The 23,190-nt window shown below is 62.9% G+C and carries 21 protein-coding genes; 8 read left to right on the top strand and 13 right to left on the bottom strand.

The genetic code is table 11. The features are described from left to right. Window positions 1–31: 31 nt before the first annotated feature. The 7 genes from BMZ70_RS02015 to BMZ70_RS01990 form a co-directional block, all read right to left on the bottom strand. Complete coding sequence (locus tag BMZ70_RS02015) at window positions 32–439, bottom strand: toxin-antitoxin system HicB family antitoxin (RefSeq protein ID WP_092269229.1); 408 nt, start codon at window positions 437–439, stop codon at window positions 32–34. Then, window positions 423–728: a hypothetical protein gene (locus BMZ70_RS27850; protein ID WP_130300934.1), complete on the bottom strand. Its 306-nt coding sequence runs from the start codon at window positions 726–728 to the stop codon at window positions 423–425. Before BMZ70_RS27850 ends, BMZ70_RS02015 begins: the two co-directional genes overlap by 17 nt. Window positions 729–856: 128 nt before the next feature. Next, window positions 857–1,267, bottom strand: coding sequence for a GlcG/HbpS family heme-binding protein (locus BMZ70_RS02010; protein WP_092269226.1), 411 nt, complete (start codon window positions 1,265–1,267; stop codon window positions 857–859). A 10-nt stretch (window positions 1,268–1,277) separates the two neighbouring features. Next, window positions 1,278–2,198: a patatin-like phospholipase family protein gene (locus BMZ70_RS02005; protein ID WP_092269223.1), complete on the bottom strand. Its 921-nt coding sequence runs from the start codon at window positions 2,196–2,198 to the stop codon at window positions 1,278–1,280. Window positions 2,199–2,265: 67 nt separating this feature from the next. After that, complete coding sequence (locus tag BMZ70_RS02000; protein ID WP_092269220.1) at window positions 2,266–3,627, bottom strand: Gfo/Idh/MocA family protein; 1,362 nt, start codon at window positions 3,625–3,627, stop codon at window positions 2,266–2,268. A gap of 14 nt (window positions 3,628–3,641) precedes the next feature. Continuing rightward, the gene (locus tag BMZ70_RS01995; RefSeq protein ID WP_229205258.1) at window positions 3,642–6,587 is read right to left on the bottom strand and encodes a TonB-dependent receptor plug domain-containing protein; all 2,946 of its coding nucleotides are present in this window, start codon (window positions 6,585–6,587) and stop codon (window positions 3,642–3,644) included. Window positions 6,588–6,690: 103 nt separating this feature from the next. Then, the gene (locus tag BMZ70_RS01990) at window positions 6,691–9,987 is read right to left on the bottom strand and encodes a TIM-barrel domain-containing protein (protein ID WP_092269214.1); all 3,297 of its coding nucleotides are present in this window, start codon (window positions 9,985–9,987) and stop codon (window positions 6,691–6,693) included. A gap of 274 nt (window positions 9,988–10,261) precedes the next feature. On the opposite strand from BMZ70_RS01990, the gene BMZ70_RS01985 reads away from it, so the two are divergent. The 6 genes from BMZ70_RS01985 to BMZ70_RS01960 are packed head-to-tail and all read left to right on the top strand — an operon-like array spanning window position 10,262 to window position 17,360. Continuing rightward, window positions 10,262–11,398, top strand: a complete 1,137-nt coding sequence (locus tag BMZ70_RS01985) for an SIS domain-containing protein (RefSeq protein WP_092269211.1) — start codon at window positions 10,262–10,264, stop codon at window positions 11,396–11,398. Then, window positions 11,385–12,326 carry an ROK family protein gene (locus BMZ70_RS01980; protein ID WP_092269208.1) on the top strand — a complete coding sequence of 314 codons (942 nt, stop codon included), beginning with the start codon at window positions 11,385–11,387 and terminating at the stop codon, window positions 12,324–12,326. Before BMZ70_RS01985 ends, BMZ70_RS01980 begins: the two co-directional genes overlap by 14 nt. 2 nt (window positions 12,327–12,328) lie before the next feature. Continuing rightward, window positions 12,329–13,672: a D-tagatose-bisphosphate aldolase, class II, non-catalytic subunit gene (locus BMZ70_RS01975; protein ID WP_207231531.1), complete on the top strand. Its 1,344-nt coding sequence runs from the start codon at window positions 12,329–12,331 to the stop codon at window positions 13,670–13,672. A gap of 34 nt (window positions 13,673–13,706) precedes the next feature. Beyond that, window positions 13,707–14,474, top strand: coding sequence for a DeoR family transcriptional regulator (locus tag BMZ70_RS01970; RefSeq protein ID WP_092269205.1), 768 nt, complete (start codon window positions 13,707–13,709; stop codon window positions 14,472–14,474). A 4-nt stretch (window positions 14,475–14,478) separates the two neighbouring features. Beyond that, window positions 14,479–15,576: an N-acetylglucosamine-6-phosphate deacetylase gene (nagA, locus tag BMZ70_RS01965; protein ID WP_092269202.1), complete on the top strand. Its 1,098-nt coding sequence runs from the start codon at window positions 14,479–14,481 to the stop codon at window positions 15,574–15,576. An 11-nt stretch (window positions 15,577–15,587) separates the two neighbouring features. Next, window positions 15,588–17,360, top strand: a complete 1,773-nt coding sequence (locus BMZ70_RS01960) for an MFS transporter (protein WP_229205257.1) — start codon at window positions 15,588–15,590, stop codon at window positions 17,358–17,360. A 25-nt stretch (window positions 17,361–17,385) separates the two neighbouring features. On the opposite strand, the gene infA is transcribed toward BMZ70_RS01960, so the two are convergent. From infA to BMZ70_RS01935, 5 genes are all read right to left on the bottom strand, one after another. Further along, entirely contained in the window at window positions 17,386–17,649 is a 264-nt protein-coding gene (gene infA, locus BMZ70_RS01955; RefSeq protein ID WP_092269199.1) for a translation initiation factor IF-1, read from the bottom strand. A 2-nt stretch (window positions 17,650–17,651) separates the two neighbouring features. After that, a complete protein-coding gene (locus BMZ70_RS01950; protein ID WP_092269196.1) occupies window positions 17,652–17,870 on the bottom strand; it encodes a cold-shock protein in 219 nt (72 codons plus the stop codon). Window positions 17,871–18,065: 195 nt separating this feature from the next. Continuing rightward, the gene (locus tag BMZ70_RS01945; protein WP_092269193.1) at window positions 18,066–19,139 is read right to left on the bottom strand and encodes a serine hydrolase domain-containing protein; all 1,074 of its coding nucleotides are present in this window, start codon (window positions 19,137–19,139) and stop codon (window positions 18,066–18,068) included. A 91-nt stretch (window positions 19,140–19,230) separates the two neighbouring features. Next, window positions 19,231–19,701, bottom strand: a complete 471-nt coding sequence (locus BMZ70_RS01940) for a hypothetical protein (RefSeq protein WP_130300936.1) — start codon at window positions 19,699–19,701, stop codon at window positions 19,231–19,233. A 14-nt stretch (window positions 19,702–19,715) separates the two neighbouring features. Continuing rightward, on the bottom strand, window positions 19,716–20,504 hold the full coding sequence (locus BMZ70_RS01935) for an alpha/beta fold hydrolase (RefSeq protein WP_130300938.1): 789 nt from the start codon (window positions 20,502–20,504) through the stop codon (window positions 19,716–19,718). Window positions 20,505–20,582: 78 nt separating this feature from the next. Here BMZ70_RS01935 and BMZ70_RS01930 point away from each other — a divergent pair, with 78 nt between their 5' ends. Together BMZ70_RS01930 and BMZ70_RS01925 are read left to right on the top strand one after the other, a co-directional pair. After that, window positions 20,583–21,893, top strand: coding sequence for a M24 family metallopeptidase (locus tag BMZ70_RS01930; protein WP_092269187.1), 1,311 nt, complete (start codon window positions 20,583–20,585; stop codon window positions 21,891–21,893). 135 nt (window positions 21,894–22,028) lie between these two features. Continuing rightward, entirely contained in the window at window positions 22,029–22,520 is a 492-nt protein-coding gene (locus BMZ70_RS01925; protein WP_092269184.1) for a phasin family protein, read from the top strand. Here BMZ70_RS01925 and BMZ70_RS01920 read toward each other — a convergent pair. After that, window positions 22,517–23,179 (bottom strand): glutathione S-transferase family protein, encoded by a 663-nt coding sequence (locus BMZ70_RS01920; RefSeq protein ID WP_092269181.1) that lies wholly within the window; start codon window positions 23,177–23,179, stop codon window positions 22,517–22,519. The two genes, BMZ70_RS01925 and BMZ70_RS01920, sit on opposite strands and share 4 nt — an antisense overlap. Window positions 23,180–23,190 lie beyond the last annotated feature (11 nt).

Raw genomic sequence — 23,190 nt, 5'->3', positions numbered from 1 at the left:
CTGCCCTATATGACAAGGCGGTGAAGGCAGTTTATTTGCTCGCAAGATGTGCCCCGACCTGCGGCAAGCCCAGCTTGCCAACGTATTCCGAAATCGCCACCGTCAGCAACTGATTGACACTACAGCCTTGCAATTGCGCCAACTCGGCCACGTCACCATGCAGGCTGCGCGGGATGCGCAACGCGATGCGGCCGCTATGATCGAACGGCTGAACAGGCTCCGCAATCGCCTGCCCGAGCGAAATTGACGCCGCAAGCCAAGCAGCAGCAGCCTTATCAAGATTGGCTATCGCCTCATCTGCAGTATCTCCCTCTGCCACGCATCCTGGAAACTCATGTATATAAGCGGTGTAGCCCCCCAACTGCTCATCAGGGAGCAGTCGGCGCACGTACGGGCGCGCCAAAATAGCCTTGATCTTGCCCTCATTTTTTGCCGCCATCTCCGCCTCCGTCTAAATAACGTTCCCATTCCGCTACATCATCGAGCAATGCCCTGATGACAGAGCGCGCGGTTCCTGCTTTTACACTGGCGCTATGCACAGGAATACTCAGTGGCCGCGCCAACCTCGGATTCGCCCCTCGCAACCAAGTTGGCTCCTTGCCGCGACTTTCGCGCTCGCGCCCCAGCGCACGGGCCAGCCCCTCGAACTCAAGCGCCTGCCGCCCTTGTGGCGAGCGCTGCATTTCCTGCAAAATCCTCTTGATCTTGGCTAGGTGCTTGGGAGTCATAGCATCGCAGCGATATCGCTGGCGATATCACATTATAGGCATGCGGTTCGCATGCTGCGACGATTCTCCAATAAAAAATGCCGCCTGAATTTGATCCAGACGGCATTCTGAGACAGCTAGCGGTGAATTTAGTTCAGCGCGGCGATGCCGGCTTTTGCAATTTGTGCATCTTCGGTCGATTTCACGCCCGATACGCCCACGGCGCCGATGGTGTGGCCGTCCACGATGATCGGTACGCCGCCTTCCAGCATGCCGTCGGCCACCGGGGCCGGCGCGGTCAGGAATGCGGTGCGGCCGCTGTTGATCATGTCTTCATAAAGCTTGGACTCGCGGCGGCCCAGCGCCGACACGCGTGCCTTGGCGGGGGCGATGTGCGAGGACAGCGGGCTGGCGCCGTCCTGACGCTGCAGCCACAGCAGATGGCCGCCGTCATCGACGATGGCGATGACCACCGGCCAGTTATTGGCCACGGCTTCCGCTTCGGCGGCGGCGGCGATCTTTTTGACGTCGGCGAGCGACAGGTATGGTTTGGTTTGCATGGCTACTTCCTTATTGTCGACGTTTAGCTTCGAGTTTCTGTTTGATCTGCGCCATCACCTGCGCGGCGGCCTGCTCGCCCGCCAGCACGGCCTGGTTGCGGCCATTGAAATCATTGCTGGCCATCTTGCCCAGCGGCGGCGTGATGACGATGTCGGCATCGCGCAGCTCATATTCATTGATGCGCTGCCCCATGATGGAGAAGGTCTGCATGATGACGTCCAGCGAGCTGACGGTGGCTTGCACGTCGGCCTGCGTGGAGATATTGACCGCAATGACAAAGTCCGCGCCCATGTCGCGCGCGAAGCGCACCGGCACCGGCGCCACCAAGCCGCCGTCGACGTAGGAATGGCCATTGATCGTCACAGGCTGGAACACGCCCGGCACCGCCGACGAAGCGCGCACCGCCATGCCGGTGTTCCCGCGCTGGAACAGGATAGGTTTGCCATCCTTGAGGTCCGCCGCCACCGCGCCGAATGGAATCTTCAGCTTCTCCATCGGCTGGTTGTTGACCAGCTTATTAATGTACGCTTGCAGCGCTTCGCCTTTCAGCACGCCGGTGCTCTTGCGGAACAGCGGCAAGGCCCAGTCGGAAATCTGCGCCTCATCCATCTCCATCGCCATTTTCTGCAGCTGGAAGCCGGTGTTGCCGGCCGCGTACAGCGCGCCCACCACGCTGCCCGCGCTGGTGCCAACCACCACGTCCGGGTAGATGCCCTGCGCTTCCAGCGCCTTGATCACGCCGATGTGCGCAAAGCCGCGCGCGGCGCCGCCGCCGAGGGCCAGGCCGATCTTGATTTTCTTGGGAGGCAGTGGTTCAGGCGCCGCTACCGGGGGCGGCACTACGACAGGCGTCTCCACAACGGGAGCGGTTTTGCAGCCGGCGATGGCGGCTGCGGACAAGGCGATTAAGACAAGGCGGCGTGAAAGCATGGGCGCAAGAGTGGAATTTAAGCGCCCAGATTGTACACCGCCTTGCCGCCGCTATTATTAGTGCAGATTAATAGCGATCATCAAACGCAAAGATCGGCTTGCGCGTCTTCCACTGGCCGGCCGTGAAGTCCGGGAAGTCCAGGGTCTGGAAGTTTTGCGCAATCGACTGCTCGGACAGCGGCGTGATGGCGCTCCACGTCACCGCATCGTAGATATCGATCGGCATCGGCGCCTCCGCCTTCAGCGCTTCGATAAACGCATGGATCACGAAGAAGTCCATGCCGCCGTGGCCCGCGCCTTCCGCCTGCTTGCCATACTTCTTCCACAGCGGATGCTCATACTTGTCCTGCCACTGCTGGAAGTCGTCCCACTGATGCGGCTTGCTCTTGCCTTCGATATGGATGGAATTGTTCACGTCCATCCACAGCCCGTCGGTGCCCTGCACGCGGAAGCCCAGCGAGTAAGGACGCGGCAGCGAGGTATCGTGTTGCAAGATGATGGTCTCGCCGTTCTCGCATGCCAGCGTGGTGGTCACCACGTCGCCCAGCTTGAAGGTGGTCTTGGCGCTAGGATGATCCTTGCCACCCTGCTTGATGATGTAGTCATGCAGGCCGCGCGCCTTGGTGGCGAACGCATTGATGCGGGTGAAGCGGTTGCCGCGATTGATGTTGGTGTACATCGCGCACGGGCCGATGCCGTGGCTCGGATACAGCTCGCCGTTGCGCTGCACCGAGTGCTCGGTGCGCCAGCGCGCTTCCGACCAGCCCTTGGCGCCGTATTCCAGGCCGCTGCCGTATGGCTTGGCCGGATCGCCGTTGTTGAACTTCACCGCGCGCAGGTCGTGCTGGTAGCCGCCTTGCAGGTGCACCAGCTCACCGAACACGCCGGCGCGCACCATCTGCAGCACCGCCATCACGTCGCGGCGGAAGCACACGTTCTCCAGCAGCATGTACGGCGTCTTGGTTTTCAGCTGGGTGTTCAGCACATCCCAGTGGTCTTGCAGCGTGACGCCGGCCACCACCTCGCAGCCGACCGGGATCTTGGCCTGCATGGCGGCGATGGCCATCGGGGCGTGCCATTCCCACGGTGTGGCGATGATCACACCATCAAGGCCGCCCGCATCCAGCATGCGTTTGTAGGCTTGCGGGTCGCGCTCCTCGCCGTAGGTCTTCGGCTTCGGCTTGTTGAATTTCTCCACCTGCTTGAGCGCCTTGCCCAGCATGATAGGTTCGATATCGCACAGCGCCGCCACTTCGACATCATCGCGGCGCAGCAGTTCCTGCAGCAGCACCTGGCCGCGCATGCCGGTGCCGATCATGCCGATGCGTACGCGCTGGCGCGTCGCGGCGAAGGCCTTCGGCAGCATCAAGCTGCCGGCCAATGCCGCGCCGGTGGCCAGGAAGTCACGTCGATTGAATTGCTTGTCCATCAGTTCTACCTTTGTTAAAAGAATTTGTAACTGGCCGAGAAGGCAAACTGGCGTCCGAACAGATTCTGGCTGTGATTGTAGCCTTCCCACCCATTAGGGTCGAAGTAAGGCTGCTTGTTCAGCACATTCTTGATGTTCAGGCCCAAATCAAGGTTCTTGATCGGCTTCCAGCTCAGGCCCAGGTTGACCGTGGTGTACGACGGCGCGCCGTCGCACTGGTTCTTCGGCATCTCCACGCCGGCAGCCATGCAGGTGCCAGGCGCGTTGTCGGTGTCCCACGGAGCGACGGCCCACTTGGTCTTGCCGGTGTAGTTCACGAACACGCTGGTGACGAATTTTTCATACGACCAGTCGGCATTGAAGGTGGCGCGGATGCGTGGCGAATCGTAGTAACCCACGTAGTTACCGGAGAAGCCGGTGCCGTCTTCGCTGTTGTAGGTTTCGCGGCGGCGGATGGTGGCCGATACGCCGGTGTTCAGCTTGCCCATATTCCCCAGCGAAAAGCGGGTGCGCGCATCGATATCGACGCCGTCGATCAGGGTGCGGCCACGGTTCGAGTACGAGTTAATCAAGCCGCCGATATTACCGACCGAGTAGGTCGGCAGCGTGCCGGAACACGCAGCCGCATTGGCCGGGTTCTTGCACATCGCCGCCACCGCCGCCATGTTGCCGCGGTCCGCATCGTTGATCGGATTGCGGATCGCCGCGCTGGTGCCGGCCAGGGTTGGGCCGTATTTGTCGACCAGTTGGGTGAACAGCTCGTTGAAGTCCTGGCGCACGATCTCGTTGCGACGATAGACGAACCAGTAGTCGACCGACACGCTGACGTCCTTGGCCGGTTGCAGCACGATACCGGCGGTCGAGATCTTCGCCTTCTCCGGGCGCAGGTTCGGGTTAGGCGGCGTCAGGCCGCCGACCGTGGTCGAGCAGTTGGAATTCAACAGATTCTTACCCAGTTCCGCTTCGGCCGGCGTGACGGACTTCATCAACAGCTTGGCCATCGCGTTGGTCTCGTCGCAGCGCACGGTGTCGCGGATGCCGCCCACCTGCGCGAACACGCCGCCGCTGCCCGATTCCGCCAAGTTAGGTGCGCGGAAGCCTTCCGAGTAGGTGCCGCGTACCATCAGCTCGGGACGCGCGCGCCATTGCACGCCCAGTTTCGGCGCCAGGTTGGCGGCGAAGTTCGGGTATTTGTCGAGACGCGCTGCGGCGTTCAGTTCCAGGGTGTCGGTGACCGGCACCACCACTTCGCTGAACACGGCGGAGATATTACGCTGGCCGTCGAACCACGAACCGCCCTGCTGCGTAATCAGGCCGTTGGCCGCATCCGCGTTACCAGGCGTATAGAAGCTCTCGCGCATCAAGCTGGCGCCAAAGGCGGCGCGCACTTCGCGCTCGCCCAGCTTGAACAGTGTGCCTTCCACTTTGCCATCCCACGTAATCAGCTTGGTCCAGGATTGAATGTCGAAGGTTGGATAGGCCTCGCGCAGCAGCGCGGCGTTGGACTCGCTGATCTCGCCGAACTTGTAGGCCGGATTGTCGGCGATGTAGGTGCGGCCGGTGACAGGGTCCTTGGTGAACGGGCCAAAAGCTTTTTCAAAGCCCTTGGTGTTAATGTTGATGGTCTGGTACAGCGTCGAATGACTACCGGCGACGCTGAGGGCCGTTTCAAAGTCCCAGCCGTTGCCAAAGCTGCCGCGCAGGCCGGCCAGCGCGCGGTAGCTGTTGTCGATATTGGTCTGGCCGAAGTGGCCGGTGGCGTCTTGCAGAAGGTAGTTCAGGCCCGCCGCGCCGCCCATCTTGGCGGCCATGTCGGCATCCAGTTTGCCTTTCAGGTAGACGTTGTCCGGGCCGAGGTAAGGGATCGCGAAGGTATTCAGGTTGGTGCCGGTGTTTCGCGCGAACCAGTTGTTGGTGCTGCCGCTGTTGAAGCTGCGCGGACCATTCTCGCCACGCAGCTTGATGTGGGTGTACGCGGTTTCCGCAAACGCCTCCAGGTCACCGCCCAGTTTCATGCGGCCGTTCAGATAGCCGGTGACGCGGTCCGAACTTGGCCCGGTATCCAGTGCGTACGGCAACGAGTTCCACACGCAGCGCGTGCCGGAAGCTTCGGTGATTTTGGTGGTGCAGCCGCTGACCGCGCGCTGGGTTCTGGCGTTGTTATTGGCCTTGTCGAATACAAAGAAAGTGCCAGGATTCAGCACGCCCGGCTCGCTGCCGACACCGACGCGGAAGCCCGGCACGAACGATGGGTTGGCGTCGTAAAAGGCGCCAGGACGTTTCAGGTAGGTGTCCGCGCTCGAAATGCGGTCGCGCTGGTAGACGTTGACCGAGCCGTAGACATTGTAGCCGTCGCTGTTAAGGTCACCAAGGCCGTAGATTAAGCTGCCCTGGCGTTCGCCGTAGGATTTCACGCTTGGCGAGGTATCGACATTACCACGTGCTTCCAGCCCTTGGTAGCTCTTCTTGGTAATCACATTGATGACGCCTGCCACTGCGTCCGAACCATACACCGCCGACGCGCCGTCGGTCAGAATTTCCATGCGCTCGATGGCCGCTGCCGGAATCGAGTCGATATTCACGAACATGGTCTGGAAGCCGGCCGGCGCGCCGTAGAACGACAGGCGGCGGCCATTCAGCAGCACCAGCGTGCCTTGCGCGCCAAGGCCGCGCAGGTTGGCTTGCGAGGCGCCGTCGGAGCCGGTGAACATGGAGCGGAAGTCCTGCTGCGCAGGGCGTGCGGCCGGCAGGTTGTCCAGCACTTGCAGCAGCGTGCGCGCGCCCATGTTCTCGATCTCCTTGGCGTCGATCACCTGTACCGGCGACGCCGTTTCCGCGTTGATGCGTTTCAGGCTGGAGCCGGTCACCTCGACTCGCACCATCTTGTCATCCTGCTCCTCGGCGGCGAATGCTGCCGAGGCCAGACCCGCCGCCACCATCGCGGCTACCAGTTTTTTCATGTGCATGGTTCTCTCCCTGTTGTCTATGGTTTGTTATCGTGAGGCTGCAACAACCCCTCCCCGGTCCGAAGAGGGGCTCTTTCGTATGAAAACTGTGTTTGGATTAGCGCGGCGTGACCGTGCTTCCCTCCGTGCCAAGCAAGACCGCGTTGGCCCAGTTGCCGCAGACTTGCTGCGGTTTGCTGCCACGCGCGCCCAGCGTGCGCAGGCTGATTTGACTCAGGCCCCGCACATCGATCTCCGGTTTGACCACGGCCGGAGCGGTAATCAGGCCGCTGTCGTACAGCAGGCGCTCGCCGCTCCAGACCTGGAACTGCAGGCCACCAGCGTTGCGGCAGCTGTCATCGATACCCAGATCGGCGCGCAGCAGGTTCCAGCTGCCGGCCAGTTGCAGGTCGATGCGGCTGGATGCGCCGACGCCGAGTCCTTTGCGGAACCACAGGCCGTTCATGCGCATCTCCCTGGCGCCGGCAGGCTTGTCGCGGCTGACCGTCTTCGGCAGCGGCAGGTCGGACAGGAACTGCTGCAGTTCCGGGCCTTCCTTCTGCTGCACCGCCAGCACGTGGAATTCGGACAGCGTGATCGGCGCAACTTCGCTGGCAACGGAGGCGTTGAAGGCGCGGGCTGTTGGCACGTTGGCTGCGGTGACCATTGGATCTGTGCTGGCCGCGCCGTCGCCTTCCGGATTCTGCGTGCTGAGGACGCGGAAGCGCAGCAGGCGGCCGACGGTCGGCGGGAAGCTGATGGTCTGCATGTCCTTCGACAGTTTCAGCTGGCCGCGTTTGATCGGTGCGCCCCAGTCGCCGCTGTTGTCGCCCATGTAGATTTCATAGTCGCGGATCTGGCCGTGCTGCCAGTGCTGGTCGTTGCGCGGCGCGAGCTCGATGGCGTCGACCAGGCGGCGCTCGGTGAAGCCAATCACCCACTCGTGCGGACCGCCTTGCACCGCCGGGCTGCGCGCGGTGCGGAACCAGGTGGTCGGGTTGTTGTCGAAGGCGTTTTCCAGCGGGCTGCCGTTTTCTTCGGCTGGGCGGTTCATCACCATCATGGCGTCGGCAGGAATGGCGCGGCCCAGCGCCGGAGCGGCTGCGAAGGCGTCGTCGGCGACCAGCGCCGCCCGTGCCTGCACCGTGAAGCGCAGCGGCTGGCGAATGTCGCGGCTAGCGGTCTTCACATGCAGCGTGCCTTTGCGCTCCTCGGCATCGAAGTACCAGCCCTCGGTCGCCGCATCGAACGCAGCGCGGTCGGCCAGCGGAGACAGCAAGGCGCTCGACGTAGTGGCGGCGACGCTCACAGACACCGGCCGTTGACGGGTCAGCATACGCAAAGCGTAGGCGCGCTGCGCCAGCTGGCCGTCGTAGCTGCCAATCACCGGCGCGACATCGACCCGCACACCATCGGTGTCCGCGTTCATGCGAATCACCTGCTGGCTGTAGGCACCGTCCTGATAGCGGCGCGTATTGCCGTCATCTTCATACAGCGTGAACTCGGAAGCGCCGTCTGGATACAGGTCCAGCGTCAGCACATCCTTCGGTTTCTGGCCGTCGTACAGCATCTCCGGATACATCGGCAGGATAGCACCGGCGCGCACGAACACCGGCAGCTTGTCCAGTGTGACAGCGAGGTCGATATCGCGCCCCTCCTTGTCCGCCGTGGCCTGGCGGCCATCCCAGTAATCGAACCAGCGGCCCTGCGGCAAGTGGATGGCGCGACGCCAGCCCTGGCTCACCGCCTGACTGCGATACACCGGCGCCACCAGCAAATCGCGGCCCAGCAAGTACTGGTACTTATACGCTTCTGTGTTGGCTGCCGGGTCTTGCGGATGGTCCCACATCAAACCGCGCACCAGCGGCGCGCCGCTCTGCTCCGCCTCGCGCATCAGCGTGTACATGTACGGCGTGAGGCGCATCTTCAGCTTCAGGTAACGGCGGTTGATGCTGACATAAGGCTCGGCAAACCACCACGGATGCTTGCGCTCCGCCGCCGCCCAGCCGGACATGCCCATCAACACCGGCGTAAAACTCTTCCACTGCAAATCGCGCGTGTAGGTTTCCGGGCTACCGCCGAAAATCGCATCCACGTCACCGGTCGCATAGGCCTGGCCGGACAAGCCGGAACCGATCAAGGTCGGCACATGCCAGCGAATATAGTCCCAGCTGGCGCTCTGGTCGCCAGTCCAGGTGACAGCGTAACGCTGGGTCCCCGCCCAGCCCATCACGGTCCAGATGAATGGACGTCCATCGGAATTATTCAGGATGCCGTCGTAGGCCGACTTGTTGGCATCCAGCGAAAATTGATAGCCCTTGCCGGTCCACGCCACGTCCAGCTTTTGCACGCGGGTGCCGGCGGTGCCGACTTCCCATGCCATTTTCTCGACGCCGTTCTCGGTCCACAGGCCGGTGCGGAAGCCATATTGGGCAAGGCCCTGCACCGTTTCCGGCAGCGACGAATAACCGCAGCCATAACCATCGTTCGGCAGAATCCAGCCGCCCGGCATATCGTGTTCGCGATACTTGCGCGCCACCGTCTCGATCACGTCCGGCGTCTTGCCGGTCGGCCCATCGGTCCAGCCCTTCGGCACCGTGCCCGGTTTCTTGACGTTGTCGCCGTCGTTGTAGCAATCGGCGTCACCGTATTCCAGCGCCCAGCGTGGCAGCATGCGCGCGCGGCCGGTCCACTCGGTGTAACGCGCCAGCACATCGCGCACGTCCTTGCCGACAAAGTAGTAGGCCTCAAAACGCGCCTCGTCATGTTCAAGCGAGATCTGGTCCTGCTGGCGCAAATCGTAGCTGCCATCGGACCACGTATTGCGCAGCATGCCCCAGCCGCGAGAGCTCATGAGGAACGGCGCGGGACTTGGACGATCGCCCTCTTCCCAGCCGCCGGAGTACGATACCTGCAGCTGCTTGCCCTTGAATTCATAACGGCCGTTCTGTTGGCCGCCGCCGAAGAAGCGCTCCGCCTTGTCGCTGGACAGCGTCTGCACGCTTTGCTTGTCGCCCAGCTCCAGCGGCTGCACCTCGCGCCACAGCGGCTGCGCATCACCGGCGCGGAACAGCGTGAAACGCAGCGGCTTGCGGTCGATGCGCAGGCTCAGTGCCGGCGTGCGGATCACGATATGGTCGGCCTGCTCGCTGACGCTGTGCTCCACCGAGGCCGCCGGCGTGGCGACCACGATGGGAGCGGCCTTGTCGCCAGCGCCGGTCAAGCCGGATTGGGGACCGGCCCAAATATGCAGCACATCGGCACGCGGAAGGCTAACCTGTACATGGGCGCCGGTATCCGTCACCAGGTCCCACTGCTGGCCGGCAGCGGCGGTCACGGTACGCAGGTTGCCGATCGGGGCGGCCAACAAAGGGCCACTGGCGAGCAAGGCAACGATGGCGGAGATTTGTTTCATAGTTTGCTTATTTTCGAAAGAAAATCCGTTGGGATGCATTTACTCTAAAAATAAAAACAAAGCCGGTCAACAAAAAGAAAGAGGAATCTTCAAAAATTTGATTAAAATCTTTCGTATCGATGAACGCACGAACAACAAACTTTCGTTTTCGTAGCAAAAGAGTCACAGAAGGGCTGAAACAGGTCGCGAACAATCTTTCTTTTTACTTTCGTATTTGACATTTCGAAAATTAAACCTTACTCTTTCCCTGACCTTCACCAGAGAAAATCTTTCGATGACTACCTTATTCCAGCGTACGACCGACGAATGGCGCACCATCGGCGGCCTCGATACGGCCGAAGAAATCGCCCACCAGCCAGCCCTGTGGCGTGAACTGGCGGCGCATTTGAGCGCAGAACAGAGCCGCATCGCCGCCTTCCTCGGCGACAGCCTGCGCAACCCGCATCAACGTGTAATCCTGACCGGCGCCGGCAGCTCGGCCTACGTGGGCGAAATCATCGCGGATGAAATCAACGCGGCGTGGCCGTGCCAGGTGCGCGCCATTTCGACCACCAGCCTGTTGACCCACCCTGCCCTGTATCTGGAAACCGGCGCGCCGACGCTGCTGGTGTCTTTCGCCCGCAGCGGCAACAGCCCTGAAAGCACCGCCGCCGTGCAGCTGGTGCGCGACCTGGTGCCGAACGCACGCTTCCTCAACATCACCTGCAACGCGGACGGCGCACTGGCAAAGCAAAGCGAAGGCGATAGCGACACCTTCAACCTGATGATGCCGGCGGCCAGCTGCGATCGCGGCTTCGCCATGACCAGCAGCTTCACCTGCATGCTGCTGGCCGCATTGAGCGCGCTGGATCCGGATTTCCAGCCGGAGCGCCTGAACCAGCTGGCCGGCATCGGCGAGCAAGCGGCCGAGCAGTGGTCTGCACCGGTGGCGCAACTGGCGGCACAACCGGTATCGCGCGTGATCTATCTGGGCAGCGGCCCGCTGGAAGCGCTGGCCAAGGAAGCAGCGCTGAAAATCATGGAGCTGACCGCAGGGGCGGTCATGACGATGGCGAACAGCGCCCTCGGTTTCCGCCACGGCCCGAAAGCCGCCGTGAACAAGGACACGCTGGTGCTGCTGTTCCGCAGCGCCGATCCGCTGTCGCGCCGCTACGAGCAAGACCTGCTGGCGGAACTGCGCCGCGACCAGGTAGCCAGCCATGTGCTGACCGTAGGCGCCGGCGGCGACTTCGGCATCGACACGCCGTCGTGGCCCGACGCATGGCTGGCGCCTTTGTGGCTGCTGATGGCGCAGCAGTACGCGCTGCATCAATCGGCGCAGTTGCAACTGCGTCCCGATAATCCATTCACCGGCGGCATCGTGAACCGCGTGGTGCAAGGCGTCACCATTTACCGCCATGACGAATTCTAAAAACTTCGGCTACCACGGCATCGACATCGGCGGCACCAAGATCGAGCTGGTGGCGTTTGCCGAAGAGGACCAGCAACTGCGCGAGGTCCACCGCGAACGCATCGCCACGCCGGGCACCGACTTCGCCGCCTTCATCGCCGCGATACAAGGTCTGATCGGCCGCGCCGACGACGCGCTGGGCCTGCGCGCGCCGGTCGGCATCGGCCTGCCGGGCGTGATCGACAGCGTGACCGGCCGCCAGATCAGCTCCAATGTGCCGGCGCTGAACGGCCGCCTGGTCGTTCAATCGCTGGAACAAGCCCTGCAACGCCCACTCGCCGTCGGCAACGACTGCCAGTGCTTTGCGCTGTCCGAAGCGCAGGGCGGCGCGGCCGATGGCATGGCCACCATGTTCGGCGCCATCATCGGCACCGGTGCGGGCGGCGGCTTCTGCGTCAACGGCCGCCTGATGCGCGGTTCGAACGGCGTCGCCGGCGAATGGGGCCACTGGCCGCTGGCCGCATCACTGCTGGCGCCGCACGGCCTGCCGCTGATCGACTGCCCTTGCGGGCGGCGCGGCTGCCTTGAGCGCTACGTCTCCGGTCCCGGCATGCAGCAGATGTACCGCCACTTCGGCGGCGGCGACGAAACGCCGCTGGCCATCGTGGCGCGCGCGCAAGGCGGCTCGGCCACCGCGCAACAAACGCTGGACGTGCACCTCGACCTGCTGGGCCATGCGCTGGCCACGCTGGTGCTGACGCTCGATCCGCACGCGATTGTGCTGGGCGGCGGCTTGTCGCAACTGGCGCACCTGTACGAAAAACTCCCGGCGGCGATGAACCGCCACCTGTTCCCTGGCGTGCGCACGCCGCCGGTGCTGCCACCTGCGTTTGGAGATGCAGGCGGTGCACGCGGCGCCGCCCTCCTCGTTCGTCAACAATTAAGCTAACCATGAACACCACCGACTCCCTGTCCCCCGTCCAGCAAATCATTGCAGCGCATCGCCGTGGCGAAGCCGTCGGCTTGTACAGCGTGTGCTGCAGCCATCCGAGCGTGCTGCGCGCCGCAATGCGCGTCGCCGCCACTTACGACACCGTGCTGCTGGTCGAAGCGACCTCGAATCAGGTCGACCAGTTCGGCGGCTACACCGGCATGACGCCGCCGCAGTTTGTCGACTACGTGCACACAATGGCACGTGAACAAGGCTTCCCGCTTGAGCGCCTGGTGCTGGGCGGCGACCACCTCGGCCCGAATGCGTGGCAAGGGCTGGACGCAACCACCGCCATGCAGCATGCCGAAACGCTGATCGCAGCCTACGCGGCAGCCGGCTTCCACAAGATCCACCTCGATTGCTCGATGCGCTGCGCCGACGATCCGCAATACCTGAGCGATGAAGTGATCGCCGCGCGTTCGGCGCGCCTGTGCATCGTCGCCGAACGCGCCGCCGAACAGGCAGGCCTGCCGCCGCCGGTGTACGTGATCGGCACCGAAGTGCCGATTCCTGGCGGCGAAGCCAATCTGGCGCAAGCCGGCGCCGTCACCGCGCCGTCAGCAGCCCAACGCACGCTGGACGTGCATCGCAAGGCCTTCATGGACCAGAACCTGCACGCCGCCTGGCGCCGCGTGATCGCGATGGTGATACAGCCGGGCGTGGACTTCGATCACACCCATATCCAGCACTACGACGCGACGCAGGCAGCGGCGCTGTCGGCCTTCGTGGCCGGCCAGCCGGGCATCGTGTTCGAGGCCCACTCCACCGACTACCAGCGCGAAACGGCGCTGCACCAGATGGTCCGCGACCATTTCGCCATCCTCAAGGTCGGCCCGGCCGCCACCTTCGCCCTGCGCGAAGCCTTGATGGCGCTGTGCCAGATCGAAGAAGAACTGGTGCCGGCCGGCCAGGTCTCGCGCCTGATGCAGGTGCTGGATGAAACCATGCTGGCGCAGCCCAAGCACTGGGCCAAGCACTATCCCGGCAGCAGCGCCGAGCAGCGCCTGCTGCGCCGCTATGGCCTGAGCGACCGTTGCCGCTACTACTGGGGCGAAGCGCCGGTGGTGGCAGCGGTCGAAAAGCTGGTCGCCAATCTGGATGCGCTGGAAATTCCGCTGTCGCTGCTGAGCCAACACCTGCCGGAACAGTACCTGGAAGTACTGCAAGGCCAGCTGGCCGCCAAGGCCAACGCGCTGCTCGAACATAAAATCGGCCGCCTGCTGGCGCAGTACGCGCGCGCCTGCAACCGCAACGCCGCAACAGACAGCAGCGAGCAGACTAGCGCCGCTGCCGCAATCTGTTAAGCTGCCGTATTTGATAAATTAACAGCACAGCTCTATGCGACATACCAGTCAACGCCGCGCCTCGATTTTGCAGGCGCTCACCCAACACGGTTCGGTGCAGGTCAACGAGCTGGTCGAGCAGTTGGGCGTATCCGCGGTGACCATCCGCAGCGACCTCAGTGCGCTGGAATCGCAAGGCTTGGCCACGCGCAGCCACGGCGGCGCCACGCTGGCGCGCACGCCGCCGACCGAACACACGGTGCCGCAAAAGGACGCCATCAACCACGAGCAGAAATCGCGCATCGGCGCGTATGCAGCGCGCATGGTGCAGCCGGGCGATAACATCATCATTGACTCCGGCACCACCACCATTTCGCTGGCGCGCCATCTGCGCGAGGCGCAAGGCGTCACCGTGATGACCAATGGCCTGAATATCGCCTGGGAGCTGGCCGACGCGCCGGGCGTGGACCTGATCCTGACCGGCGGCCTGCTGCGCAAGCAGTCGCTGTCGATCCAGGGCACGCAGGCCGAAGCCTGTTTGCAGGCCTACAGCTTCGACAAGCTGTTCCTCGGTGTCGATGGTTTCGATCTGCAGTTCGGCGTGACGACCCACCACGAGGCGGAGGCCAGCCTGAATCACAAGATGGTGGAACGCGCCAAGAAAATCATCGTGCTGACCGACGCCTCCAAATTCGGCCGCGTGAGCCTGCACCGCATCGTGCAGCTGGACCGCGTGCATACGGTGGTGACCGACGCCGGCATCAGCCCGGAATACCGCGACGGCCTGCTGGAAGCCGGCATCGAAGTCTTGATCGCGGAGTGACGCTGTGCTGAGTGGACGTATTCTCACCCCGGATGGCTGGATCAACGGCAGCATCAGATTCGACCAGCGCATCCTGCACATCCGCGAAGACAACAACGCGGACAGCACCCTGACCATCCTGCCCGGCTTCGTCGACCTGCACGTGCACGGCGCGGCGGGAGTGGACATCATGCAAGGCGGCGACGCCGGCGCCACCGTGGCACGCGCCCATGCGAAGCACGGCACCACCGCCATGCTGGGCACCACCATGACCGCCACCGACAACTCGATCCGCCGCGCCCTGCGCGGACTGGCGCCGGTGATTGCCGAGCGTCCGACCGGCGCCGCGCGCATGTTGGGCGTGCATCTGGAAGGCCCGTTCCTCAGCATTCACCGCCTCGGCGCGCAGCCGGCGGATGCGATTGCGGTCGGCAGCATGGACTTGGTGCGCAGCTATCACGAACTAGCGCCGGTGCGCGCCATGACCATCGCCACCGAAGTCGACGGCCATCTTGCGCTGATTCCGCAACTGAATGAACTCGGCATCCGTGTGCAGATCGGCCATAGCAACGGCACCTATGAAGACGGCGTGGCCGCGCTGGAGGCTGGCGCCGCCGGCTTCACGCACCTGTACAACGGCATGACGGGACTGAACCACTACAAGCCTGGCATCGTCGGCGCGGCGCTGGCGCATGCGGAATACGCGGAGATCATCCCGGACTTGCAGCACGTGGAGCCGGGCGCAATCCGCGCCGCGCTGCGCGCGATTCCACGCCTGTACGGCGTCACCGACGCCACCTCCGCCACCGGCATGCCGGACGGCGAATATGGCCTCGGCAGCCAGCGCGTCTACAAATGCCTGGGCTGCGTGCGGCTGGCCACCGGATCGCTGGCCGGCAGCGTGCTGACGATGGATCAGGCGCTGCGCAATTTCATCGAGCTTGGGCTGGAGCTGGCCGATGCATCGAATCGTTTGTCGCTCTACCCTGCGGACTATCTGGGCGAAACCGAACGTGGCCGCCTCACGCCGGGCGCCTGGGCCGACATTGTGGTACTCAACGCAGAATTACAACCGGTGGCCGTCTTCGTGGAAGGTGAAGCCATCGATCTAACCACCAACTAGCCGGAGACTCGATGCAAGCACGCGCCATGATGTTTTTATTGTTCATTGCAGGGATGGGTGGACTACTTTACGGAATCGACGTTGGCATTATCGCGGGTGCTTTGCCTTATCTGGAATCGACAGCGTCGGTGGCGTGGCGACTAAGTGCGCAGCAGCTGAGTTTTATCGTGGCCGCCGTGCTGCTTGGCTCCGTGCTGTCTTCTTTATTTGCGGGCGCGCTGGCCGACTGGATCGGCCGCCGCTGGGCGATGGTCTTGTCCGGCGTGCTGTTCACGCTCAGTATTCCCCTGATCGCGCTGGCCGATGGCTACCTGCCGCTGCTGCTGGGCCGCTTGCTGCAAGGCGTCAGCGGTGGCCTGATCGGCGTGGTGGTGCCGCTGTACCTGGCCGAGTGCCTGCATGCGCGTCAGCGTGGACGCGGCGCGGCCTTGTTCCAGCTGTTGCTGACCATCGGTTTGGTCGCCGCTGCGGTGATAGGCCTGATGCAGGCGAATTCCGTGGAAGCAGCCACCGCCGCCGCCCAGCACCTGGCGGAAACGGAGCGCACCGCCGCAGTGTTTGCTGCCAAGGATCACGCATGGCGCAGCATCTTCTGGTGGTGCCTGACGCCGGGCCTCGTATTCACCGTCGGCGCGCTGCTGCTGGCCGAGTCGCCGCGCTGGCTGGCGCAGCGTGGCCGCATCGAAGAAGCCCGCACCGCCCTGCTGCGCACCCGCCCCGCCGAGGAAGCGGAGGCCGAGCTGCGCGACATCCAGCAAGCACTGGCTCCTGCTGCCGGCAATCCGTCCGCGCAGCGCGCCACCGATCCGCTCCTGAGCCGCCGCTACGTGCTGCCCTTCCTGCTGGCCTGCCTGATCCTGGCCCTGAACCAGGCCACCGGCATCAACTCCGTGCTGGCCTACGTGGTCAACATCCTGAACCAGGCCGGCCTGCCCGGCGCCACCGCCAACACCGCCGACGTCGCGCTGAAAGTGCTGAACGCCTTGATGACCATCGTGGCAGTGGTGCTGGTCGACCGCAAGGGTCGCAAATTCCTGCTGATGCTGGGCACCGCCGGCATCGTCACCGCCCTGGTCTCGGCCGGCCTGCTGTTCCGCAGTGTGGAAGGAGAACAGCGCGACGTGCGCGCGCAACTGCAAGCCCGCATCCAGACCGACAGCGTATCGCTGCGCCTCGACGCCACCACCTTGCAAACGCTGGGCATCAACGCCGGCGCGGCGCCGCAGCAGCTGACCGTGGCCTACTCCTACGGCCCCTTCACCAACGTCCAAACCCGCCGCAGCGACGACGCCGCCCTGCCGCTGTTAAATGTGAGCCGCGAAGACACGGTGCAGCCGGACAGCGTGATCGGCGTCTTCTTCCGCAAACTGCACCTGAATCCCTTCGCCGATCCGGCAGAAGGCCTGAACGCACCGCTGCGCATCGAGCGCGCCGACATCGCCGCCGTGCCGCCGTCGTCGCATGGATGGTGGGTAGCGCTGGCCATGTGCTTGTTCGTGGCCAGCTTCGCGGTTGGTCCCGGCGTGTGCGTGTGGCTGGCGCTGTCCGAACTGATGCCGACCCGCATCCGCTCCAACGGCATGAGCATCGCGCTGCTGATCAACCAGTTCGTATCGACCATGATCGCCGCCACCTTCCTGCCTACTGTGGGGCAGTACGGCTATGCGACCATGTTCCTGTGGTGGGCCGGCGCGACGCTGCTCTACTTCCTGACCGCGACCTTCCTGCTGCCCGAAACCAAGGGCAAGACGCTGGAAGAAATCGAAGCCCGCTTCGCCCGCTGAGGCATGACGACCGGAAGGCGCTGCGTCAGCGGCGCCGGTAGGTACTGCGGGTACCGGGCTGTTTGGGGGAATCGATGTGGCGGAAGGTGATGCGGCCCTTGCTCAGGTCATAGGCCGACATTTCGAGTGTCACGCGGTCACCGGCGAGGATGCGGATAAAATTCTTTTTCATGCGGCCGGCGGAATAGGCGATCAGGCAATGGCCATTTTCGAGTTGGACGCGGAAGCGGCTGTCCGGCAGGACTTCATTGACCAGGCCCGGCATTTCGATGAGCTCTTCTTTTGCCATGTTTAACCCCTTGCCGTTACGTGGATATTGGTCGCACGACCGCCGGACGCCGACGGTGTGAACTCATACGTGACCAGATTTTTTTCGAGACTGCCCGGGGGCTGGTGTAATGCGAAGTCGCCGATATCGGCCAGGACGTCATAGCCACCGGCATCCGGCCTGATCTGGCCGATGCCTTTCAATCTGCTGAACCAATGGATAGTTCCGGTATATGTATGCATGTATTGCTCCTTACTGTAGACGAACGAACCCACTCTCAAGTAGAGCCAATGGTCGAGGATCGGACAGGAATGGCCGGCAGGCCAGGACAGAAAGAAACAAGACGGTGACAAAGTACCGAAGTTGGGCGGTCAGTGTAAAGGAAATTCCTGGAATCTCCTACTAATCAATTATGCGGCTGTATAACACCGCAATACCTATGGCTTGTAGAACTCCGCGATGCGCGGAATGAAGCGTTGTGGATTGGCTCCCGCGAGGTTGGTCAGTACGATCACTGCCAGCCGCTGCTCCGGGTAGACGATGAAGGCCGCGCGAGCGCCGCCTATGCCTGCGACTTGCCGCTCCGGTTTGGTTTGCAGTACCGGCCAGCCCGCGCCCCACGGGCCATCGGCGCCGCTGTTGAGCTTTTCCGGCGTCCACATGCGCTGCAGGCTGGCTTGGCTGATCATCTGGCCTTTCGATAGGGCGATCAACCAGCGAGCCACTTCGTCCGCAGTGGTCTGAATGCCGGCGCCCGACCATAAGCCGTAGGGGACGTCATAAAACCAGTGGGATAGGCGGTTGTTATCGTCAGGCGCCGAAGTGCCACGCTGACTGTAGGCATAGATGGTGGCGGCGTTGGGCACCAGATCATAGCTGTCGCCAAAGGTCGCCAACGGCATGCCGACCACGGCGAATTGATGCTCGGCGACGTAGCGCTCGTACGGCAGCTTGCTCTGCTTGCTGATGATCTGCGCCAGCAAGGCATAGTTGGTCTGGTTGTAGGAGAACACTTCGCCGGCCGGCGCCGCGACTTGCCGCGATTTCGCGCCGCGCCATGCAGCTGCTTCGCTGCCGCCCTCGATAGAACCTTGCTGGTCCACGATGTCGGGCAGGCCGGAGGTATGCCCCAGCAATTGGCGGACAAGTATCCCGCGCCAAGCCGGTGGCAAGTCGTCCAGGTAACGGGACAGCGGCGCGTCGAGATCGACCAACCCCGCTTCCGCCAACTGCATCATGGCGACACCAGTGAACGTCTTGGTGGCGGAATTGAGCGGGAAGCGCACGGTACCCGTGGCGGGCACCTTGTTCTCAACGTTGGCCAGGCCGTAGCTCTCAGAGAGCACGACCCGGCCGTCCTTGACCACCGCGATTTGCAGCCCAGGGATGCGCTGCTCCTGCATGATTTGTTGAATCGACTGCTTCGCCAGAACGTTGGCGTCTTCGATACTGCCAGCGCCAGCATTCAGTGCATACCAGCACAATACTGCGGCAAGAACACGTAGCGTCATGATTTACCCTCTCCGCTTACGCAATGAGTTGAGCGACAAGCACTGTTCCTGCTGTGAAGGGACGCACTGCCCTAATGTTGCTAAAGCAAATTTAGGTAATTTGTTCTGCATCTGGCTGGGATGTCCTCAGGTCTTTTTTCAGAGCTCGCTCAGATAAATAAAAACCACAGCAATCACAACGCTTGGGGAACGGGTGAACGCCTTTGCTGTAAGAAATCCCGCGCAGCCCGATGCTCACGGCCGTTCCAGTGGGCACCGCCTTGCAATTGGGACACTTGTACATGATCACAAAAAAAACCGTTGGAATCATGAACATAAACAGCATCAGAACAAGCCAACGAGCTTGGTCAGGCGGAACCAGTTTCACGCCGATGAAGAACACCGCAAATGATCCAACCACCCCGACCATCACTCGCCGCCACAACACCTGAAATCTTTTAATGTTGTCGCGCTGCTCCCGGATTATTTTTTCATCATTTAAATCGACCTGCGGATAGTTTTTCTCAGTTAATTTACTGATGATCTCTTTGATTCTGTGAGCGAGCCTAATAATTCGTGGCATCGTGCTATCGCGCCTCAGGCCGGAGCCAGGCATTGCTCCAGCGTCAGCTCCAACAGCGGGAAGTGGCCCGTCTCCACTTTAAAGAAGGCGGCCTGCGGGAAGATCTGTTCCCACACGGCGCGGTCTTTGTCGGCGTCGATCATCGGGTCATAGGCGCCGAACAGTACCGAGACAGGGCCGGTGAACGGGCTTTGCGCCGGCGTGTGGTCCTGCGCCGAGAAATCGTCCGAGGTCGCCACCGAGGTCGGGCCGTCGAAGGCGCCCGGCTGCTGAATCAATTCAGCGAACGAACGCGCCGCTTCCGGACCGCCGTTCGGGCCGAAATACAGCTCCGTCACATCCGGCAGCAGCGACAGTGCGCCGAACACGTCCCAGAAGCGCGGACGGCCCGGATCGTCCTCGTACATGGCCAGCGCGACGGCCAGCTTGGCCGCGTTCGGATGGTCGGTGTGCACGCGGAAGGCGCGGCGCGCCAGGCGCAGTGCGGCGTCTTCCGGATTGTAGGTCGGCGCCAGCAGCACAATATCCTTGACCAGCTCCGGCGCCTGACGCGCCAGGTGCACCGCCAGATGGCCGCCGAAGGAACTGGCCATCACGGTCAGCGGCTGGCCCGCTTCGGCGGCCACGCGGCGGAACTCAGCCAGCGTGGCGTCCAGCAGATCCTGATACGGCCGCGCGGCGCACGGTTTGGCCAGCGGCTGGTGCCACCAGTGGACATGGCCGGCGTCCGGATAACGGGCGCGCTCAAATACCGGGCCGAGCGCCGGACCGCCGTGCAGATAAAAAACCGAAGGTGCTGCCATGTTCTCTCCTTTGCGTATGTCCGGCCATTGTAAACATTGTTGATTGACATTGCCAAAATCCGGCCTCAAGATCATCGGATGAAAAAATTCCTCTTTGCCCTCTCCCTGCTCCTGGCCGCAGGCGCACCAGCTCAAGCACAAGTGCTGTCGGTGCGCGACCAGGCCACGGTCGTCAACGAATTGCTGGTCGACCGCTTCGACAACCTGCTGCCGTCCGCGATGGAGCAGACCGGCATCGACATGTGGGTGCTGGTCACACGCGAATACAATGAAGACCCGGTGGTCAAGACCATGCTGCCGGCCGAATGGCTGCACGCGCGCCGCCGCACCATGCTGGTGTTCTACCGCGACGCCAGGACCGGCAAGGTGGAACGCCTGGCTGTGGCGCGCTACAACGTCGGCAAGAGCATCGCCGCCGCGTGGGACATGAAGAAGTTCCCGGACCAGTGGGCCGCGCTGGTGGACATCATCAAGCAGCGCAATCCAGCCAAGATCGCGGTCAACACCTCGACCCACTTCAACCACGCCGACGGCATCGACCACACCGAATATACCGAGCTGCTGGCCGCCCTGCCGGCCGAGCTGAAAAAGCGCGTGGTCTCGGCCGAACCGCTGGCCGTGCGCTGGCTGGAAAGCCGCACCGAACGCGAGATGCAGATCTACCCGCAACTGGTGAACGCCACCCACAAGATCATCGAAGAAGGCTTCTCCGAGCGCGTGATCACGCCCGGCATCACCACCACCGACGATGTGGTGTGGTGGTTCCGCCAGAAGATCCGCGACCTTGGCTACGACACCTGGTTCCATCCATCGGTGGAGATCCAGCGCGCCGGCAAGGGCCTGGCCAACGCCGAGGTGATCGTGCCGGGCGACCTGCTGCACGTCGATATCGGCATCACCTACCTGCGCCTCAACACCGACATCCAGGAACACGCCTACGTGCTGAAGCCGGGCGAAACCGCCGCACCGGCCGAGCTGACCAAGGCCTTCGCCACCGCCAACCGCCTGCAGGATATTTTGACCGGCAACTTCAAGCTGGGCCGTAGCGGCAATCAGGTGCTGGCCGCCTCGCTGCAGCAGGCCAAAGCAGAAGGCATCGCCGCCACCATCTACACCCACCCGATCGGCTACCACGGCCACGCCGCCGGTCCGGCCATCGGCATGTGGGACATGCAGGGCGGCGTGCCGGGCAGCGGCGACGATGTGCTGCGCTACAAGACCGCCTATTCGATCGAACTGAACGCCGCCACCGTCATTCCGGGCTGGAAAGAGCCGGTACGCATCATGCTGGAAGAGGATGCCTATTTTGATGAAAGTGGCGTCCGTTACATCAACGGCCGGCAGAAATCGATCTTCCTCCTGCCACGGACGTCGCCATCCGTTGAATAAGGAAAACAAATAGTTCCAGCAGGCTTTGGAGTGCCCAAAGCGGGCGACATTTGCGATGATAGGGGGAGCGGACGCCAGGCCAAAGCGTCCACTCCCCCTCTCTTTTTGGCCCCTCACCTCAACAGGAGTAAGCTCATGAACTCGTTTGTAGAAACGCTATCCCCGGCCGCCCAAAACCACGCGTCAGCCCGTATCGACTACTACACCGACCTGAGCCAAGCCGTGCTGGGTTCGCTGCGCAAGCTGGCCGAAGTGAATGTGCAGTTCAGCCGCGAGGCGCTGGACGACACCACGGCTGCGGTGCGCTACCTCTTGCTGACGGCACCGGACGAACGCCGCGTCGAGAATGCGCCGCTACAGGCCGGCGAGACGCTGCAGAAACTGCAGGCCTACCACCAGCGGGTGGCGCAGGTGGTTACCGATTTCCAGGCCGACATCAGCCAGATCGCGCAGGAGCATGTGCCGCAGACCACGCGCACCGCCAGCGAACTGGCCGACGCCGGACGCCAGGCCGCCAACAAGCATCTGATCGATGAAGCCAGCCGCTTTGCCGCCATCGCCCAGCAGAACCAGGCCTTCCAGGCGCCGGCCTCCATGCAAAACGCGCCGGAAGGCAACAAGAATTAAAGGAAGCGGTCCGGGATATCGCTGGCGAACGGATACAGCGAGAAAAACGGCTTGGCCTCATCCAGCACCTGCTTGACCGAGGGCCGGCTGACCAGCCGTTCAAAGTATCCCTGCAAGTGCTGGTACTCCTCGGGGAACGGCAACAGCGTGGCGGCGTAGAACAGCGCCGGCGCCGCCGCGCAATCGGCCAGGCTGAAGGCCTCGCCGCACATCCATCTGCGCGTGCTCATGCGCTTTTCGATCATCTTGTACGCCGTCTTGAGCTTGGTGCGCTCCTTGGTCTGGTCGCAGCTGAGGCCGGTCAGGTGCGCCATGACGATGGTGGTCACCGGCTCCTGCACGTAGTTATCGAAGAAGCGGTCCCACAGGCGCACGTCCAGCGCCGCATCCCAGTCGGCCGGAATCATCGGCTGCGCGCCCGGATAGTGGCGGTCCAGGTATTCAATGATGATGGAAGTTTCCGGCACATCGCGCCGCTTGGCGTGGTCGCGCAGCACCGGGAATTTGCACAGCGGCCAGATCGCTTCCAATTCGGCCCGATCGGCTTCCTCGCCGAGGTTGATGACGCGCTTGTCGAAGTCGATGCCGCTCTCATACAGCGCAATCAACACCTTGTGACAGAACGAGGCCAGCGGATGGTAGTACAGGGTCAGTGACATGGCGGCTCCAT

Origin of the sequence: Duganella sp. CF402, assembly GCF_900109645.1 — a bacterium.
Lineage (GTDB): Bacteria > Pseudomonadota > Gammaproteobacteria > Burkholderiales > Burkholderiaceae_D > Rugamonas.
The sequence above is the reverse complement of the archived record's forward strand: the minus strand, read 5'-3'. Positions and strand labels throughout refer to the sequence as shown.